At 28.6% G+C, this 20,773-nt stretch carries 16 protein-coding genes; 12 read left to right on the top strand and 4 right to left on the bottom strand.

The features are described 5' to 3' along the window. Positions 1-115 precede the first annotated feature (115 nt). Positions 116-1,015, top strand: a complete 900-nt coding sequence (locus DIC82_02765) for an alpha/beta hydrolase (GenBank protein ID AWK50076.1) — start codon at positions 116-118, stop codon at positions 1,013-1,015. A gap of 27 nt (positions 1,016-1,042) precedes the next feature. On the opposite strand, the gene DIC82_02760 is transcribed toward DIC82_02765, so the two are convergent. Further along, positions 1,043-2,245, bottom strand: coding sequence for an alanyl-tRNA editing protein AlaX-L (locus DIC82_02760; protein AWK50075.1), 1,203 nt, complete (start codon positions 2,243-2,245; stop codon positions 1,043-1,045). 498 nt (positions 2,246-2,743) lie between these two features. On the opposite strand from DIC82_02760, the gene DIC82_02755 reads away from it, so the two are divergent. Further along, positions 2,744-3,274 (top strand): hypothetical protein, encoded by a 531-nt coding sequence (locus DIC82_02755; GenBank protein AWK50074.1) that lies wholly within the window; start codon positions 2,744-2,746, stop codon positions 3,272-3,274. A gap of 146 nt (positions 3,275-3,420) precedes the next feature. On the opposite strand, the gene DIC82_02750 is transcribed toward DIC82_02755, so the two are convergent. The 3 genes from DIC82_02750 to DIC82_02740 form a co-directional block, all read right to left on the bottom strand. Continuing rightward, positions 3,421-4,608 (bottom strand): pyridoxal phosphate-dependent aminotransferase, encoded by a 1,188-nt coding sequence (locus DIC82_02750; GenBank protein ID AWK50073.1) that lies wholly within the window; start codon positions 4,606-4,608, stop codon positions 3,421-3,423. Positions 4,609-4,735: 127 nt separating this feature from the next. Continuing rightward, positions 4,736-5,662 carry a hypothetical protein gene (locus DIC82_02745; protein ID AWK50072.1) on the bottom strand — a complete coding sequence of 309 codons (927 nt, stop codon included), beginning with the start codon at positions 5,660-5,662 and terminating at the stop codon, positions 4,736-4,738. Beyond that, positions 5,662-6,639 carry a transporter gene (locus tag DIC82_02740; GenBank protein AWK50071.1) on the bottom strand — a complete coding sequence of 326 codons (978 nt, stop codon included), beginning with the start codon at positions 6,637-6,639 and terminating at the stop codon, positions 5,662-5,664. Before DIC82_02740 ends, DIC82_02745 begins: the two co-directional genes overlap by 1 nt. Before the next feature lie 1,128 nt (positions 6,640-7,767). Between DIC82_02740 and DIC82_02735 the strand changes: the two genes are divergently transcribed. From DIC82_02735 to glnQ, 10 genes are all read left to right on the top strand, one after another. Continuing rightward, complete coding sequence (locus tag DIC82_02735) at positions 7,768-8,442, top strand: hydrolase (protein ID AWK50070.1); 675 nt, start codon at positions 7,768-7,770, stop codon at positions 8,440-8,442. A gap of 711 nt (positions 8,443-9,153) precedes the next feature. Beyond that, on the top strand, positions 9,154-10,449 hold the full coding sequence (lysA, locus tag DIC82_02730) for a diaminopimelate decarboxylase (GenBank protein AWK50069.1): 1,296 nt from the start codon (positions 9,154-9,156) through the stop codon (positions 10,447-10,449). A gap of 278 nt (positions 10,450-10,727) precedes the next feature. Continuing rightward, the gene (gene lepB / locus DIC82_02725; protein AWK50068.1) at positions 10,728-11,282 is read left to right on the top strand and encodes a signal peptidase I; all 555 of its coding nucleotides are present in this window, start codon (positions 10,728-10,730) and stop codon (positions 11,280-11,282) included. A gap of 251 nt (positions 11,283-11,533) precedes the next feature. Continuing rightward, positions 11,534-12,178: a signal peptidase I gene (gene lepB / locus DIC82_02720; protein AWK50067.1), complete on the top strand. Its 645-nt coding sequence runs from the start codon at positions 11,534-11,536 to the stop codon at positions 12,176-12,178. A gap of 103 nt (positions 12,179-12,281) precedes the next feature. After that, the gene (locus DIC82_02715; protein AWK50066.1) at positions 12,282-12,503 is read left to right on the top strand and encodes a DUF3006 domain-containing protein; all 222 of its coding nucleotides are present in this window, start codon (positions 12,282-12,284) and stop codon (positions 12,501-12,503) included. A gap of 61 nt (positions 12,504-12,564) precedes the next feature. Continuing rightward, positions 12,565-14,631: a cell division protein FtsH gene (locus tag DIC82_02710; GenBank protein ID AWK50065.1), complete on the top strand. Its 2,067-nt coding sequence runs from the start codon at positions 12,565-12,567 to the stop codon at positions 14,629-14,631. Between the two features lie 181 nt (positions 14,632-14,812). Next, entirely contained in the window at positions 14,813-17,020 is a 2,208-nt protein-coding gene (locus DIC82_02705; GenBank protein ID AWK50064.1) for an ATP-dependent DNA helicase, read from the top strand. 638 nt (positions 17,021-17,658) lie between these two features. Further along, on the top strand, positions 17,659-18,489 hold the full coding sequence (locus tag DIC82_02700; protein AWK50063.1) for an amino acid ABC transporter: 831 nt from the start codon (positions 17,659-17,661) through the stop codon (positions 18,487-18,489). Positions 18,490-18,877: 388 nt separating this feature from the next. Continuing rightward, a complete protein-coding gene (locus DIC82_02695; protein ID AWK50062.1) occupies positions 18,878-19,555 on the top strand; it encodes an arginine ABC transporter permease in 678 nt (225 codons plus the stop codon). Beyond that, complete coding sequence (glnQ, locus tag DIC82_02690; GenBank protein ID AWK50061.1) at positions 19,542-20,264, top strand: glutamine ABC transporter ATP-binding protein; 723 nt, start codon at positions 19,542-19,544, stop codon at positions 20,262-20,264. The genes DIC82_02695 and glnQ overlap by 14 nt, the downstream gene beginning before the upstream one ends. Positions 20,265-20,773: the final 509 nt, after the last annotated feature.

Here is a 20,773-nt window from a genome sequence, read left to right as displayed (position 1 = left end):
ATATAATATTTAGAATAAACTCAATTAAGGGACTAAATATAATAAGAGTTCAAAGAAGTTCATAATAGTAAATGAATAAGGTTTAAGAATAATTAATTTTGGAAAGGAGGATAACATGGAGAGCGTTCAAAGTAAGTTAACAAAAGTTTTTTTACGAGTTTTTAAAATAAATAAAATATGGAAATTAACTGGGGACGAGTTGAGATATAGTATAGAGAAAAGACAATTATCAGAAAGTCATAAACCACCTAAAATAATCAAAAATAAATTTAATATTGTTAAGAATGAGATAAATGGTTATTGCTATTATGTAATGAAACCACTAAGAAATGTAGGGCAAAAACATATCATTTTCCTTCATGGAGGAGGATATGTATATGAAATTAATAGCATGCATTGGGAATTCTTAAGAAAACTGTCAGATGCCTTGAGCTGTACAATAACTATTCCTATTTATCCTTTAGCACCGAAACATAAACATCAAGAAGTCTTTGAAATGATTATTCCAATATATAAGAAAATTATTTCAGATGTAAGACCTAAAGATATAGCAATTATGGGAGATTCAGCAGGTGGGGGAATGAGTCTTGCTTTAGCAGAGCTTTTAAAAGAAAAGCATTTACAGCAGCCAGGGAATATAATTCTAATATCACCAGCTTTAGATATGTCATTAAGTAATCCTAAAATACATGAAGTAGAGAAACTTGATCCAATGTTAGCAGTACCTTCATTAATTGATATTGGCAAGTGGTATGGAGGAGAAAAAGGCTCAAAGCACTACTTGATTAGTCCTATTTATGGTAACCTTGAAGAACTTGGGAAAATTAGTTTGTTCACAGGAACTAATGATATATTATACCCAGATGCCAAGAAGTTAAAAACCATAACAAATGAAAAGGGAATAAAGATAAACTATTATGAATATCCTTCCATGATTCATATTTGGCCCTTATTTTTCTTTCCTGAATCAAAGAAAGCAAGAGAACAAATTGTTGAAATTATAAGAACATCATAATTTTATAGTTATGATGTTCTTATATTACTAATTTAAAGATTGTGTTATTTTGCTAACGGCATAGTCTAAGGCACTTTCAAGATTGGCGTTATTTTTACCAGCGCCTTGAGCTTGGAATGGACTTCCGCCACCTTTACCATCAATAAGTGATATAGCATCTTTTAAAAGATCATTCATTTTTATTTCTGTAATATCTTTAGAGCAAGCAAATAAAAGATTAACCCTATCTTCAGATTTTACTGCCATTAAAGCAATTGTATTTTCACTTTCAACAAGCTTAGAAGTTAAATTAGTTACATACCTTAGATTTTCACTATCAAATATTTTTTTTATGACTTTGACGTCATTTATTTTAGTTGCATTTTCAAGAATTTCTTTGACTTGATATTTGGCTAATAAAATATTAAGGCTTTTATTGTTCTCATTAGCTTCACGTAGGTTTTCATTTAAATTTTTTATTCCATTGATAGCTTCACTTTCATTGCAATTTAAATACTTGCATATTGAATTTTGGAATTCATCTTTTTTAAAGGAATCATAAACAGCACGCTCACCAGCTAAGAATTCTATTCTTGTTCCTTCTTTGTGTTTCTCAAATTTCTTTATTTTAATAAGCCTAAGATCTTGAGTTAATGTTGGGTGAAGACCACAACAAGCATTAATATCAAAATCACCAATTTTAACAATTCTTATATCTTCTGCAGTATTTGGAAGAGCACGTCTAAGAGATAATTTTTTTAGTTCAGATTTAGTTGGGATAAAGGATTCTACAGTTAAAGCATCACCTATAACTTTATTTGCAAGTTTTTCAGCTTCTTTCACTTGAGTGTCACTTAAAGTTCCATATACATCGACAGAGCTTATATCGCTACCTAAATGTATTGCGAAAGTATTTGCATTAAAAAGATTAAAGAATGCACCAGATAAAACGTGTTGACCTAAATGTTGATGCATACCGTCAGTTCTTCTATCCCAGTCAATTTCACATTTAACCTTATGTATCTTAATAGGTTTTTTTTCAACTACGTGATAAACAATTTCATCTTGTTCATAAACATCAAGGATTTTCTGATCTCCTAAAATTCCAATGTCACAGCTTTGTCCGCCACCACCTGGAAAAAATGCAGTTTTGTCTAATATAACATGAAATTTATTATCAATTTCTTTTATATCAACAATTTCAGCCGTAAATTGCTTAAGGTATTGATTATCATAATAAATTTTTTCCATATGTAAAATAGCCTCCTAAAATGTATTTCTATCTAAGACTCAAAATATAAAGTGAAACTTACACCCCCAAGGGGTACCTCGTCTAGGGTCGTGCCACTGTTATCTCCCACTTTCATAGAAGATGGGAGATAACAGTGGCTAGACATCAGATAAATAGTATTTTTGATTCATTATTTTCTTTAATATACCTTAATCTGAATCTAAAGGAACTTCATAATTTTATTATAACAGAAAGGCATTCAATATAGGATAAAAGATAATTATTCTACAAATACTAATATAAGCAGAGATAAGTGAGAATCGAAATTTTATATTTCGTTATTCGAACTTAGTTAACTAACTTTGTTAGTTAACTTCCTTAAAAAGTGATTTGGTGTGAATCGGTTAAGCAGACATCTCAAATCTTTGATTTGATGATGGTCGCTTACTCTGTGAGTACCCAGCGAACGAATGTGAGTCGGGTTTCCTTATATATGTAGAAAGAGGTGACTATATTGTATGAATTTATTATTTTATATAACATTTAACTTTATTATATATTCTTTTATAGGTTGGATTATAGAAGAAGTATATTGGTATTTGACTGTTAAAAGAATTAAAAAGGAAGGGTTTTTGAAAGGACCATTTAAGCCTATGTATGGAATAGCAAGTACAATTTTGATTTTATATAATCAGATGTTGGATATTGATGGGATTCCTTTAGTATTATTATGCTTCTTAATTCCAACAACAGTAGAATATATAAGTGGATATATGTTAAAACATATCTTTAATAAAATTTATTGGGATTACTCACATTTGAAATATAATATCCACGGATTTGTAAGCCTTAAATTCTCTTTATATTGGACAGTACTTAGCTTTATAGGTGTTTACTTTTTGCAACCAGTTGTTTATAACATTTATAAAGGATCAGAAGAAATTTTAATTATAGCAGTTTGTTTTTTTTCAATCTTATTTATGTTAGATTTCCTACTAACGTTGAAAGAGTTTAGAAAAAATACAATTTTAAATTTTAGAGAAAAATAAGGAAGAACTTATACATATATAAATAAAGGGGCATGCTTTTGTAGAGTGTTACATTAGAAGACTTAGAAGCTCCCATCAAAATCTTCAGTAACCATAACAAATGCAGGCCTCCTTATTTCGGATGATTATCCACATAAGTGCAATGTCTATAATTTATAAAGTGCTGCAAGCTTATCAAATGCTTGTAATGAGTCTTTGATTTTTTCATATGAGATACAATAAGATAATCTTACATGACCCGGACACCCAAAGGCTGAACCTGGGACAAGTAATAAGTTGAATTGTTTTGCATCTTCACAGAATTTCTTATCATCTTCAATTGGTGATTTAGGGAAAAGGTAAAAAGCACCTTGAGGTTTAACACAAGTAAATCCAAGTGATATTAAATGATTATATAAAAGATCTCGATTTTTCTTGTATATACTTACATCAACTTCTGCATCTAAGGATTTTGCAATAACTCTTTGGAATAATGATGGAGCATTAACAAATCCTAAAATTCTGTTTGCAATATTTAATGCAGAGGCCATTTCTTCAAAAGCATCCATTAATGTGTTGATAACCACATATCCTATACGTTCACCTGGCAAAGATAATGATTTACTATAAGAATAACCTATGAAAGTATTATCATAATATTTCAAAAGGCAAGGAACTTGAATACCATCATAAACTATTTCTCTATATGGTTCATCAGAAATTAAATATATAGTTGTATTTAATTCTTTTTGTTTTTCATTAAGAAGATTAGCTAAACTTTGTATTACTTCTTTTGAATAAACAATTCCAGTGGGATTATTAGGATTATTTATTATTAACGCTTTAGTTTTAGCTGTGATAACTTCACTTAAAGCTTTTAAGTCAGGTTCAAAGGTTTCTGTGTCAGTTGGAGAAATTATAAGCTTACCATCAAAATTTTGAGCATAATTTTTATATTCTCCAAAGTATGGTGAAAAAGTAATAACTTCATCATCAGGATTTAATATTGATTTTAAAATTATATTTAATCCACCTGCAGCCCCACATGTCATAATAATATTATTTCTAGAAAGATTTAAATGATTCTTTTTGTTTAGAAAAGTACTTATGGCATCTCTAACATCTTCATACCCAGAATTGTTCATATAACCATGAACTAAATTCGGTTTTTCTTCATTTAAAATTTCAGTTATAACTTTTTTAATGCTTTCTGGAGGTTCAACATTTGGATTACCTATACTGTAATCAAAAACATTTTCTTCTCCATAAATTTCTGATAATTTTTTCCCTTCCTCAAACATAGCTCTTATAGTAGAGTTATTTGAAACAAGAGATTTCATCTTATTGGATATCATTTTTTAAGCCCCCAATTCATATTTTTAATAGTATAATTTTATCATATTATAGCTAAAGAATGGTAAGATATTTATTAGAAGAGGTAATAAATGCATACCTAATAAGTGAAAAGTTATACACATAAAATTATTTTATATCTAGATCTCCACTTATAGTATTAATATCTATAAGTGAGCTTTCATCTCCAGAAGATAATTGTTTATTAGAGGATTCTAAATTTCCGGAAGTTGTTTCATAATTTAATTTGTAGCCTAGGTTTATTGGAAGCGATAAGGTTACTGATCCGGAATCAGTACTTAAAAATGTATTACTTAGAGAATTTCTAAATTGCAAATTAATGTCGCCAGAAGATGTACCACCATTTACAGTTCCTAAAGTGCCACTTCCAATAATATCTCCAGAAGAAGAAGTTAACTTAGTTTCATTTAAGGTTGTTAAATTATTAAAGTTTATATCCCCACTAGAATTATTTAATTTTAAATAATTTAAAGTGGTTCCGAAAACACCTATATCTCCACTAGCTGTAGAAAGATTTAAAGTATTCATAGATAAATTAGAAATATTTATGTCGCCACTACTTGTAATAATCTTTAATACACCTCTATCATTAAAATTATAAGGAATACTTAGTGAAATACTAGAATTACTTGGGGTATCATATCTAGTATTAAGGATTAATTTATTGCCACTTTCAGTTTTAGGTAATTCACCAGATAGAACACTATGACTTTCGATTTGAACTTTTAAATCTTCTCCATCATAATTAACTACTTTAACATCTTGAGAATTTAAATTAAGATCAATTTCATTAATGTTATCATTAACAGGATAATTCATTGATATATAAGAGTTATCAAAATCAAAATTCAGTTTGTTAAGATTAAATTTGAATTTAAAAGTTTGATGATCTATATTAAGCTCATCTGCATAATCAGAAAGTTTATAACCACTTTGTACTAAAGCAATGCATCCCGATGCATAGAGAGTCATAGACAAAAGAAATAACACTAATAAAAATATTTTCATATTAGTAGAAATAAACTTCTTCTTCATTAGAATGAACCTCCTTTAGATTTTATGGAATTATAAATTTTTATTAACATCTGTATGAGAAATTTGAAAAGATAATAAAATAAGAATATTAAAAGTATTGATAATGAAATTGATCCTAGGGAAAAAAGTACTAGTGATGGATGGGGGAAGTTAGCAACAAACATTGGCACATTAGGAAGCCCAATAAAACTTGTAAATGTACCACCAACTAATACTCCTATACTGGCAAGAAAAATACTTATAGCTACTCCGAGAAGGCCAATAATACAACCTATAATGCCAGTTATAACTGGAAAAAATATTGCTAAAGCTAAGATTCCGGTGCAAATTATTAAAATGGTATTTACGTTAAATTTTAAAATTTTATTCTTATGATTTTCATCATTAAAGCTATTTGAGTTAGAATCTGAATTATGATCACTATTAAAATTATTACTTGAATTATAATTGAAATCATCTTTATTATTATGATTAAAATCACTTTTAACAGTGAAATTATAATTTGATTGATTTGAACTGCGGAGATTATAAAAATCGGAGCTTAAATTAATATCATCATAAGAACTACTAGTTTTAAAGGTATTAAACTTGTTATTAGTTTTAAAGCCATTTTCAATAGAATTATTATTGTTGAAGATATCATTAGTCTTAAAATCATTAAATGTATCAGCATTTATAAAATTATTATTGGTAGTAAAATTTGAATTATTAATATAATTTTTATTACCAATATTAGTAATATCAACATCAGTTGTAAAATATCCTGTATTAATAGGAGTCTTTAAAGCTTCAGTTCTATACTTATTAACTATTAAATCGGGATTACCTAATTTAGTTATTATTTCCTCTTCTGTTTTTCCAGAGACTAATTCAAGCACAAAATTATTTTCATAATAGGAAATAATATCGTGTAATTTTATTTCGGGAAAGTCTTTTAAACCATCCATCAAGATGTTAAAAAATTCATTTTGATTCATCAAAATAGGCCTCCTTGATTTCTTACATATACGCATAAGTTATCTTTCGTTTTAAATGAAGATATTCATTAAAACTATTTATTAACTAAAAGTATATGATACTAATGTATATAGGACAACACATTAGCACGCAGTTTAATATTTTATTAAGGTGTTATATGTTGAGTTAACAAAGTATTAAGAAACTTTTAAGGACTATATGTATATTCACGTGAAAACTACACTTAAGTGTATGTGGGCAAAAGTGAAGAGCATGTATTTTTATATTAGGTATATTTTCGTAATATAATTACAATTTGGAAAATAAATATTTATGATATCAATTTATTATTTGTGTTATTAATTGGAAGAGATAGGAAATACTAAGATATTTATATATAATAATTTAACTTACAATCAAAGTTATACTATAATTGTGAATAAGCTTGTGGATAACCCTTATATTTAATTTTATAATATAAGGGATTAATCTAGCAAATATCAATAAGTATTCATAATGTTGATAACGATATAATGGTTGTGGATAAGTAGATAAGTGAGAATCCAAAAGTGAGAGTCCAAATTTTATATTTGGGTTCTCGAACTTTCCCCTTGTGGGCATCTTGTATTTGGCTATTCGAACTTAGTTAGCTAGCTCTGCTGGTTAACTTCATTAAATCACTTACTAAATGAGTTTATGTGAATTAAAATACCACCTGTGAGTTTTACTCTTTAGTAAAGATATTATTTAAGCTAATTATTAATTAATGTTATAAGGTAATTAAGTCTAGAAGAAAGAAAAATCAGTAGAATAACATACTGATCTATTATTTTGTTAATATGCTTTTTATATTAATAAAAAACTGTAAAAAGTTTTCAAGTGATTTATACCAATTAGAGTTTAAAATATATACTTATAAACAATATACACACTTTTGTGGATAAATACTGTGGATATTGTGTATAAATAAAAAAATAATTTTAAGTAAGAATGTAAAGTAGTATAATATAATATGTTATGTTAATTATTTTGGAATAAAAGTGTTCACAATTAAAGAAAATTATTATATAGTAAAATGTAATTATGAAAGTTTAATAAGGGGATTTAGACATATTTAAGAAATAAATAATGGGGAGGGGATAGAAATTATGGTAAATAAAGAGGTTAAATTTGTGCCTCAAATAAAAGGTACGCTTAGAAATCATGTAATTGAGGTTCCAACGGTTATAAGAAATTGTGGTGGAATTAAGATTTTTGGGAAAAGAATAAAGTCATTATTATTCAGCACTGATGTTGCATTAATAAGAAATAGCAATGCAGATGCAATTATTGCAGTATACCCATTTACACCACAACCATTAATAACACAAGCTCTTGTTATGGCAGCCGATGTTCCTGTTTTTTGCGGTGTTGGCGGAGGAATAACACAGGGGAAAAGAGTTGTAAACTTGGCCATGGATGCAGAGTTTAAAGGTGCCATGGGAGTCGTAGTAAATGCACCTACATCTAATGAAATTGTTAAAAAAATTAGAGCAACTATAGACATACCAGTAATAGTAACTGTTATTTCAGAGGATGAAGACATTGCTAAGAGAATTGAAGCTGGAGCAACTATATTAAATGTATCAGGTGGGAAAAAAACAGCTAACATAGTTAGAAACATTAGGAATAGATTTCCGGAATTCCCCATAATAGCTACTGGTGGACCAAATGATGAATCAATTAGTGAGACAATTCAAGCGGGAGCTAATGCTATAACATATACACCTCCAACTTCAGCAAGTATTATGTGTGACCTTATGGATGAATATAGAAATGAATAAAATTAAATTAAATATTTTTATTTATTGATTAAAAAAGTGTTGATTTAAGAAAAAAGTATGGTATCATATTTTTAATAGTTTAATAATATAATAGTAACTATTATAAGTTTAGATAATATAATCTTATAATACTACGGGAATATAATATGACCTGGGGTAGAGGTGCTGTAATAAATAGTAGGTATAATGAGCTGGTAGGCAAAGACTTATGCTAAAAGGTATTATGGCCGAAAAAACAAATTATTGTGCGGTAATTTGTTTTTGGGTATTCATAAAATATGTGAATAACTGTCACGAAAAGTGTTGAGCTACAAGGTACTTTTTTCAGTTAACAATTAACAGTTAACAGTTAGCAATTTAGGAAGAAATAATGATTTTATTAATGTATATTTTCAAATTCATCTAATAATTCATATTTTCATAAATTGATAATTAATGAAAACATTGTACATATAAATTAGCATGATCTACCATTCGTCACAGATATATTCTGTGGCTTTTGTTTTTTTAGCAGATAAGTAATATAAGTGAAAGTATAAAATTTATACTTAAAATTTCATAATGGGTGACACGCATCGTGTTTCTTATTAATTTGATGCATCGAACTTTTGCACAATGCAATCTATGATTTTGTGTGAATGGAATATTGAGTCAATATATGTGGGTTTAATAAAGCAATAAATAACAAAATTTAATCTGGGGGTTAGTGAAATGAAATTATTTGGAACAATGAAAGCACAAGGTAACGAGTTAGTAATCGGGGGAATTAGTGCTAAGGATTTAGTAAAAGAATATGGTAGTCCATTATATGTATTTGATGAAGAGTTAATAAGAGAATATTGCAGAGATTATAGAGAATATTTTAAATGTAAAGAAAATAATAATAGAGTTGCTTTTGCAGGAAAAGCATTTTTAACTATTCAAATGTGTAAATTACTAAAAGAAGAGGAAATGAATTTAGACGTTGTCTCTGGTGGAGAATTATATACTGCACATAAGGCAGGTTTTCCACTTGAAAAAGTAATGTTTCATGGAAATAATAAAACTATAGATGAAATTGAACTAGGAATTAAATTAGGTGTAGGGAATTTTGTTGTAGATAATTACTATGAAATGGATGCATTAAATGACATAGCTAAGGAATATAATAAAGTGCAAGATATTTATTTGAGAATAACACCAGGCATTGAAGCACATACTCATGATTATATAAAAACAGGACAAATAGATTCTAAATTTGGTTTTGCACCAGTTGGGACTGTTATAGAAGATGCTATTAAAAAAGCTATAAGTTTAAGCAATATAAATCTTGCAGGAATACATTGTCATATAGGATCACAAATTTTTGACTTGGAACCATATGAAGATGCTGTTGAAATAATGTTGGAACTTGTAAGAAATACTAAAGAAAATTTCGGGTATTTAATAAAAGAAGTAGATTTTGGTGGCGGATTTGGAATATATTATACTAGCATAGATGAGCCAAGAACAACTGAAGAATATTGCAATACAATAATCAATAAAGTTGATGAGGTTTGTGCAAGAACTGGTCAAGAAAGACCAATAATTACAATAGAACCAGGAAGAAGTATTGTAGCTAATGCTGGAATTACTTTATATACTGTAGGTTCAGTTAAGGAAATTCCAAATGTCAGAAAATATGTTTCGGTAGATGGTGGAATGACTGATAATATAAGACCAGCTCTTTATAATGCAGAATATGAGTGCATTCTTGCAAATAGAATTGAAGGCGTTTCAGAAGAGATTATAACAATAGCAGGAAAGTGTTGTGAATCAGGGGATATATTATTAGAAAATGTTAAGCTTCCAGAAGTTAAAAGTGGAGATATATTGGCTATAATGACTACGGGAGCTTATGGTTATTCCATGGCAAGTAATTACAATAAAATACCAAAACCAGCAGTGGTTATGGTTAAGGACAATGAAGCAAGGCTTATCTGTAAAAGAGAATCTTATGAAGATTTATTGAAGAATGAACTAATATAGGTTGTACAATTCTTAGTTATAAAAGATATAATAGTTTTAGATAGGCTTAGTATCAGAGAAAATGGATATGCACTAATTTTTAAGATTAGTGCATATTTTTATTTAGATATATTCAAAAATTCACAACTTATAAATATTTAAAAGAACAAATTATGGTATACTGAGATAGTGTAAAAAAATGAGAAGTAGATTTTCTTGTATGTCTAAATTTATAAATAAAATGTTATATACAAGAATAAGATATAAAGATAAAATCTAAGACGTGGAGGCAAAGTACTGTGAGAGAAAATGATGAAAATGAAATAATAAAAGATAAAAAAATTAAAAAGAAGTCAATAATAAGAGAATGGATAGTAGATATAGTAGCTATTGCCTTTGTAACACTTTTGGTATGGCGCTTTGTAGGGTATGGTGTTTGGATTACCAGTGGATCTATGATTCCAACATTGGAAGTCAAAGATAGATTGATTGTGACAAGAGTACATAATCCAGAAAATTTAGAGGAAGGAGATATTGTACTGTTTAAGAATGATGAATTTAAAGATGAAATTTTAATAAAGAGATTGATAGGACTTCCAGGAGATAAAATAGAAATTAAAGATGGCATTGTTTTTAGAAATGGAGAAGAACTTAAAGAAGATTATGTTAAAAATAATGAAAAGTATAATCGAACATTTCAAGTGCCAAAAGAAAAGTATTTCTTTTTAGGTGATAATAGAGCAAATTCTAATGATTCTAGGTATTGGGAAAATCCTTATGTTGATGAATCATATATAAAAGGAAAGGCTAAAATAAAGTATTTCCCAATAAAGGATTTTGAAATATTAAAGTAATATAAATAATTAGAAAATCAATATTGATTAAAAGTGTAAATAGTATTAAAATAGGATATTAAATATACACATATAAAAAAGGCGCGAAGCGCAATCAAGAACTTTTGACTGTTAAAGAATATACACCTTTAAAAAAAGCGCGAAGCGCAACCAAGAACTTAAGAAATAGCCTGATATTTCATTAAAAGTTGCTAATAGTAAAGTATATATAATCATAGATAAGAGTAATTTTAATAAAAGGAGAACGTTGAATGAGAGAAGAGGATGAAATAATGGAGTCAAAAGATATAGATAGTTTGGAAAGTAGCTCCGATTATTCAAAATCAAAAGATATAATAGCCGATAAAGAAGGAAATTTATCAAAAAAAGGATTCGTGGGAATCTTTACATCAAAAGGTGGGTTTTTCAGAGAATGGATAATTCCAATCGTAGCTGCCATAGCAATAGCATTTTTAATAAATAAGTTTTTAGTTTATAATGTTTATATACCAAGTGAATCAATGGTTCCAACTTTAAATGTTGGTGATAAATTAATGGTGACTAGAGTTTACGATACTGATAAAATTAAAAGAGGAGACATGATTGTCTTTTTTTCAGAGGAACTTAATGAGATACTTATAAAAAGGGCAATAGGACTTCCAGGAGATCATATTAAAATACATAATGGTATTGTAAATATAAATGGAGAGGATATTAAAGAAGATTATGTGAAGAATAATGAAAGCTTTGATGGGAGTTTTGATGTGCCAGACAATAAATTCTTTTTCTTAGGAGATAATAGAAGTCGTTCAAATGATGCTAGAAGGTGGATTAATCCATATATAGATGCTTCTAATATACAAGGAAGAGCTAGGATTAAATTTTATCCATTTAAAGATTTCGGCAGTCTAAATTAGAAAAGTATTAAAGCATAATTATATACATGGTATCTTTGGGTAACTATTTTATTTCATGGGCCTAATCTTAGAATTAATTTATATTATGAAAAGAGAGTGTTAAATGGATGAAAAGTATATAATAGATAGAATAGAAGAAAACTATGCTATTATTGAAAAGGAAGATGGAGATATGTATAAGATATCCATTGAAAATATTAAGGGTAATTTTAATGAGGGAGATATTTTAATTTCCAGAGGTAAATATTTTGAAGTAGATAAAGAATTTACATTAAATAGAAAAAACGATATAAATGATAGTATGAAAAATATGTGGGAAGAGTGATGTAATACATGAATAGGACTAAAGATAAAAAGAATAAATAATGTTAAGGGAAGGTGATTAGATGCAGAATAATAACAATAATAATGGAAAAAATAAAAAGAGCGATAAAAACAATAAAAATTCTATTACTATGGCGATTACATATTTCTTAATAGCTTTTGCATTTGTAATGGCATTTAATTATGCAAAAGACTCAGCTATAAATAAAGAAATTACATACAATGAATTTGTAAGATTACTGAGTGATAAAGAAATTTCAAAAGTTGTTATTACAAGTGAAAATTTAATAATAACACCAAGTGAAAGTAATGAAGAATATAAAGGGAAAACCTTATATACTGCAAATATAAATGACGATACACTAATAAATAAGTTAGATGAGGCTGGAATTGATTTTACAGGTAAAAATCCTAAGGAAACTCCAATTATGAATTTTGCACTTACTTGGATATTACCTATGATATTTATATTTTTCATGTGGAAATTTTTATTTTCTAAAATGGGCGGAGGCGGAGGCGGTGTCATGGGCATCGGCAAGAACAACGCTAAGATTTATGTGGAAAGCGATATAAAAGTAACTTTTGATGATGTAGCAGGACAGGAAGAAGCTAAGGATTCTTTGAAAGAAGTTATTGACTTCTTAAATGCTCCAGCTAGGTATACTGAAATTGGAGCTAAATTACCTAAGGGAGTATTACTTGTAGGACCTCCAGGAACAGGTAAAACACTTATTGCAAGGGCTGTAGCTGGAGAAGCTAAAGTACCATTTTTCTCACTTTCAGGTTCAAGCTTTGTTGAAATGTTTGTAGGAGTTGGAGCTTCAAGAGTTAGAGAACTATTTAAAGATGCAGTTGCAAAAGCACCATGTATTATATTTATAGATGAAATTGATGCAATAGGTAAGAGTAGAGATAATCAAATGCAAAGTAATGATGAAAGAGAGCAAACTTTAAATCAATTGCTTTCTGAAATGGATGGATTTGATTCGTCTAAGGGAGTAATTTTACTTGGAGCTACCAATAGACCTGAAATACTTGATAAAGCACTCTTAAGACCAGGTAGATTTGATAGAAGAGTAATAGTTGATAGACCAGATTTTAAGGGGAGAGAAGCAATACTTGCAGTTCATGCTAAAAATGTAATATTAGGTGATGATGTAGATTTAGCTGAAATAGCTAAGAGTACTCCAGGAGCTGTGGGAGCTGATCTTGCTAATATTATTAATGAAGGTGCATTAAGAGCTGTAAAAAGAAAAAGAAAAACTGTACTTCAAGAAGATTTGAGAGAAGCGGTTGAAGTTGTAATTGCAGGTAAAGAAAAGAAAGATAGAATTTTATCACCGAAGGAAAGAAAAGTTGTTGCTTTCCATGAAGTAGGTCATGCACTTGTTGCAGCAATGATTAAAGGTGCAGATCCGGTACATAAAATAACTATAGTACCTAGAACTATGGGAGCGTTAGGTTATACTATGCAATTGCCAGAAGAAGAAAAATATTTAACTTCTAAAGAAGAATTATTAAATCAAATAACAGTAATGTTAGGTGGTAGATCAGCTGAAGAAGAAGTATTTAATTTAGTTTCAACAGGAGCTTCAAATGATATAGAAAGAGCTACTGCATCGGCTAGAAGCATGGTTTCCATTTATGGTATGAGTGATAGATTTGATATGATGGCTTTAGAATCAATACAAAACAGATATCTAGATGGTAGAGCTGTTAGAAATTGTAGTGAAGAAACTTCAACTATTTTAGATGAAGAGACATTAAATATTATAAGAACTTCTCATAAAAATGCTAGACAAATTCTTAGAGATAATAGAGATCTATTGGATAGAATATCTGGAGTACTTTTAGAAAAAGAAACAATCTTTGGAGATGAATTTTTAGAAATTGTTTATGAAAAATATCCAGAAATGAAGGAAACAAAAGAAAGAGAAAAGTCAGAAAATGAAAAGAAAGTTAAAGAATTAGAAGAAAGAAGAGCTAAAAAACATTCTTTAGACATTGTTATAGATGATAAAGATGAGAATGTTAAAGAAACTTCTGAAACTACAGTTGATGGTGAAGATGATTATAAAGATGTAGTTAACACTAAAACTATAAATGAAGATGAAACTAAAAATCTATAAAAAGCATAAAATATAATTAATTAAATTATGAATTTAAATGATAAGAATGGTAATTCAATAGATGATTATATAATTAAATAGACTTAAATAAAATATTAATGCACAATGGAGGATACAAAACTAATTTAGAGTTTTTAGCCATACATTGTGCATTGTGCATTGAAAAAAAGGAGTTGGAATTTTGAATAAACAAGTAGATTTCTTAAAAGAAGAAAATAAATTAAATGAAATTTTAGATATATTAAATAAGGAGATTTTGAATTATTTAGAAAAAAGAAAAGGTGTTACAAAATATATTATTGATTCTAGAAAGAAATATATTGAAGACTATAAGGATGATGAAGATCAAGTTATAGATTATTTTGACCATGAAAATTATGTTCAAGAAGAATCATATAAAACAATAGATAAGAGGCTTATGGAATACACTAAGCTTAAGGAAGCACCTTACTTTGGAAAGGTTAATTTTAAGGAAAATGATGACATTCCAGAAGATATGTATGTGGGGAGATATGGATTAACTTTAGAGAATAGCTATGAGCCTTTAATTGTTGATTGGAGAGCTCCAATTGCAGCTCTTTTTTATAAGGGAACACTTGGAAAAGCAAGCTATAATCCACCAGTTGGAGAAATACAAGCGGATATATTATCAAGAAAACAGCTTATAATTAAGAAAGGTGAATTAAAAGGCGTATTTGATTCAGCATTAGATGTTAAAGATGAAATACTTCAAATGGTTTTAACTGAAAATTCATCTGATAAGTTAAAAGATATAGTAATGACTATTCAAAGGGAACAAGATGAAATAATAAGAGAAGATAGAAATAAAATAGTTGTTGTAAATGGAGTTGCAGGTTCAGGAAAGACAACTATTGCACTTCATAGAATTTCTTATTTGCTTTATAACTTTAGAGAACAATTTGGAGATAAAGTATTAATTTTTGGACCTAATGATATTTTCATGGATTATATAGCTCAAGTACTACCGACTCTCGGGGAGAGTAACATAAAGCAAACTACTTTTGAGAATTTTGCAAAGAAAGAACTCGGGTTAGAAAAAGTAAAGATAAAGAGCTTTGGAAGTTATATTGAAGAGGCTATGAATGGAAATGAAAGTGCTTTAAAAGAATATAAGTATAAGAGTTCTAAGGAATTCGTGAGTTTATTAGATTCCCAAATAGAAACTTTAAATAAAGAATATTTCAAAATACAAGCAATTAAATTTAAAGGCGCAGAAATTGTTTCAATTAAAGAAATAGAAGAATTATTCAATGTTTATTATAAAGATATGCCTTTATTTAGAAGAAGTCAAAAGATAAAGAGGATACTAACATCTAAGATTAAGGATAAAAGAGATGAAGAAGTTTATAAATTAAATGCTGAACTTAAAGAAAAGATGGATAATTTGTCAAAGGATGAATTAGAAATGGAAAAAAGTAATATAGATTACTTGAAAAGAATTAGAATAAGAGAAATTGTAAGAGAAGTAATAAATTCTCGTAATGAATTAGATTCTTGGATTATAGTTGAATCTGTTATGGATATTTATAAGAAAATTATTAATTTAAAAGGGATTAAAGAGGATACTGAAACATTAAATAATCAAGATAACAATGGTTTAAGGACAACTCTAATAGAAAATAATGAATTTTTAAAAGAAGAAGTAGACAATTTAGGATATATGGACTTGATAGGAATTCTTTATTTGATGGTAAAATTGCAAGGTTTAAAGGTAAAGGAAGAAATAAAACATATTGTAATTGATGAAGCACAAGACTATAGTTTTATTCAATTTGAGATTATCAAGGAAATGACAGGGTGCAAGAGCTATACAATAGTTGGAGACTCTAATCAAAGATTAATTACAACTAGTAAAGAACCTGCAATGCTTCACTTAGATGAAGTGTTTGAAGATTCTAATATTGAAATTAAGAAATATGAACTAAACAAGAGTTATAGATCAACTCAAGAAATAATGGAATATGCAAATGAATTCTTAAATGAAGATAAAATAGTTCCTTTAGTTAGAAGTGGAGAGCCTGTTATTCAAGAAGAAGTTACATCAGAGGATGATTTTATAAATACTCTTATATCGATAATTGAAGATTATGAAGAAGATGGCAATGAAAATATTGCAGTAATATTTAAAGGTAAGAATGAATTAAATAAATTTGCAGCTGCTATTAAAGAAAGAATTAATATACAAAATATAGATAATGAAGATATTCTCTATAAAGGTGGAAAGGTACTTATACCAGCTTATTTAGCTAAAGGGCTAGAATTTGATGGGGTAATAGTAGTAGAAAATAAAGAAATTCAGCCTTTAGTTAAGTACATAATGTGTACTAGAGCATTGCATAGATTATCTGTAATTAAAGATCTAATATAGATAACCGTGGTGAAAACTATACTTATGGATATGCTCCTTTGAAATGAAGGTCATGCATTTGTTAAGGTTACTTGAGGATTTAGCTGTGAGAAAAATGAAACTCGACTCACATACGTTCGCTGAGTAAGTTCGAGTACCCAAATACAAGATTTGGACTCTTACTCAATAGCAGAAGTTGTACCCATTTATGCATGCTCCTGACAAGCATAAATGAACAACTTCTACTAAAGGAATATCTACAGCTAAATCCGAAATAGTAACACTTCTACAAAAGCATGACTTTTAAATTACCAATTCAATTGATGAATAAGTACAACTTTGTACCTGGCAAACTAGGTTTTTTGTTGATGACTTATAATAAAATATGTAAAATAAAGAATTGAATATCATAAATATTCAATTTAGTGTATTAATATTATATAGTCAGCAATAATACATAAAAAATATATAAATATATATACTATTATTACTAGGGATAATTATAATTTAATTTTAAATAATAAAAATTAAAAAATTATACATATAACTATTGAATAAATATTAAATAATGTGTATAATTATGCTATTGAAAAGAAAAACTATATAGTTAGATTTGTAACAAAATTTAGGGATGATATAAATTTCAGGAGGTAATTATAATGAAAAGTGGATTAGTAAAAAAAATAGTAGCCGTAGCTGCAGTTGCAACTATAGCAATAAGCATGGTTGGATGTGGAAGTAGTACAAAAAAAGAAAGTGCTAATAGTAATGCATCGGCAATAGATACAATAAAATCAAAGGGAAAACTTGTAGTCGGAACAAGTGCTGATTATCCACCATATGAATTTCATAGTGAAGTAAATGGAAAAGATGAAATAGTTGGATTTGATATTGAAATTGCAAAACAACTTGCAAAAGATTTAGGGGTAGAACTTGAAGTAAAGGATATGGCGTTTGATGGATTACTTGTAGCACTCCAAGCAGATAAAGTAGATATGATATTTGCAGGTATGACTCCTACAGATGAAAGAAAACAAAATGCAGATTTTTCAGATATATATTATGCTGCAACACATAGATTTATACTTAGATCAGGAGATGAAACTGCAATAACTTCAATGGATGATTTAAAGGGTAAGAAAATTGGAGTTCAAAAGGGTTCAATTCAAGAAGGGATTGCACAAGCTAACTTCGATGCAACAAACATTAAATCATTAGACAAAGTTACTGATTTAATATTAGATTTAAAGAACAATAAAGTAGATGCAGTTTTAGCTGAAGCACCAGTTGCTCAAATTAATATTCAAAAGAATCCTGGTATTTCAATTGCAGATAAGGTAGTAGTTGAGGATCCAGATGGTGGATGTGCTATAGCTATGAAGAAAAATTCACCTGAATTACAAGCAGAAGTTAATAAAACAATAAAGAAATTAACAGATGAAAAGAAGATTGAACAATTTGTATTAGACGCAAATAAAATGGTAGAATAATATATGCACATACGAACTAATTTAAAATAGTTCGTATAGTTTTAATAAGAAATATATATTTAAGCATAGATAATTAAGAATTTAATTAAGGCAACACCTCTTAAAAACATTAAGAGCGTGATGCCTTAAGTCATGTAAAGCAATTCTTGTAATTGTTAATTACAACAGTTGATAATTAACAATTAATAATTTATAATAATGTGATGCAGATTTCATAAGCAGAGAAGGTCTGTGAGTCGGGTTTCTTATAAGCAGAGAACTCAAATCTATGATTTGATGTGAATCGCTTACCCAGCGAAGGTCTGTGAGTCGGGTTTTTTATAAAAAATTATAATTAATTTCTTATTAATAAACAAGCGTTGATAATTAACAATTAGGAGGGAAAATATTGAATTTTACATTTTTAGAAAAGTACTCTGGATATTTTTTAAAAGGGACAGAGATAACTATTGTATTAGCATTTTTTGCAGTGCTATTTGGAACAATTTTAGGCCTTGCATTAACACTTTTAAGACGTTCAAAATTTAAACCTATAAGTTTTATAGCAACAGCTTATGTAGAATTTGTAAGAGGTACTCCACTTCTAGTTCAAATCTATATAATCTATATTGGATTTCCCCATTTTGATGGATTACCTAAATTTATAGGGATACCTATGGAAGACTTACTTGTAGGTGTAATTGCTTTAGCATTGAATTCAGCAGCATATGTATCTGAAATAATGAGGGCTGGAATTGATGCTGTAGATAAAGGACAAATGGAAGCTGCAAGAAGCTTAGGGATGAATCAGGGATTAGCAATGTTTCATATTGTGATACCTCAAGCCTTTAAAAATATTTTACCAGCTCTTGGAAATGAATTTATTTCAGTAATTAAAGAGTCTTCGCAGGTTTCTGTTATTGGAGTTGCAGAGCTTATGTTTAATGCAGGAGTTGTAAGAGGTAATACGGCTTTAGGGTTAGAACCAATAATAGTAGCAGCAGTAATTTACTTTATAATAACATTCACGATGACAAGAATATTAGGATATGTAGAGAGGAGGATGAAGGCAAGTGATATACGTTAAGGATTTACATAAAAGCTTTGGAAAAAATGATGTACTAAAAGGTATAGATGAGCATATTAGTAAAGGCGAAGTTGTAGTTGTAATTGGACCATCTGGTTCGGGAAAAAGTACATTTTTAAGATGCCTTAACTTATTAGAAACTCCTACATCTGGTACAATTACTTTTGAGGGTAAAGATATAACATCAAAAGAAACTAATATTGATGAAATGAGAGAAAAAATGGGGATGGTTTTCCAACAATTTAACTTATTTCCTCATAAGACTGTATGTGAAAATATATGTTTAGCACCTATGAAAGTAAAAAAACTTTCAAAAGATGAAGCTAAAAAAAGAACAATAACTTTATTAGAAAAAGTAGGACTAGTAGATAAGGTAGATGCATATCCAGCTTCATTATCAGGTGGACAAAAGCAAAGAATTGCAATAGCTAGAGCTTTAGCTATGCAACCAGATGTTATGTTATTCGATGAGCCTACATCCGCTTTAGATCCTGAAATGGTTGGAGAAGTTTTAAGTGTTATGAAAAATCTTGCAAAAGAAGGAATGACAATGGTAGTTGTTACACATGAAATGGGATTTGCAAGAGAAGTTGGAGATAGAATATTATTTATGGATGGCGGAAAAATAGTAGAATCAGGAACTCCAGAAGAAGTATTCAAAAATCCTAAAAATCCACGTACAATAGACTTTTTGTCTAAGGTACTTTAAGTAGATAAGTGAGATAAGTGAGAGTCCAAATTTAATATTTGGTTACTCGAACTTATGCAAATCACTTTAGTGATTTGTATTCTTTAATCACATTTGCACTCTCGAACTTAGTTAACTCGTGTATACGAGTTAACTTCCTTTTTCAAATGATTTGGTGTGAATCACTTACCCAGCGAACGAATGTGAGTCGGGTTTCCTCTAAATAAGTTATAGATGCCCAGCTGAAATCAACGATACTCTGATGTAACACTGCACAAAGGAGTATCACTGATTTTATGGGTATATAATAAGAAAATATAGAATTTGAGTATCTATAAGAATTAACTGTTAATTGATTTGAAGTTGAAAATTAAGGAATAAGCTCATAGAGAAAGTTCATATTTCCAAATGTAAAGTTTGGAAACATGAACTTTTCACTTATGACTTATTCCTTAATTTTTTTAGAAATCATTAAAAGATTTCATCAGTAATTACTAAATGCACATTGATAATTTTTAACTGATTAATAA

Source organism: Clostridium beijerinckii, assembly GCA_003129525.1.
Classification (GTDB): Bacteria; Bacillota; Clostridia; order Clostridiales; family Clostridiaceae; genus Clostridium; species Clostridium beijerinckii_D.
The sequence above is the reverse complement of the archived record's forward strand: the minus strand, read 5'-3'. Positions and strand labels throughout refer to the sequence as shown.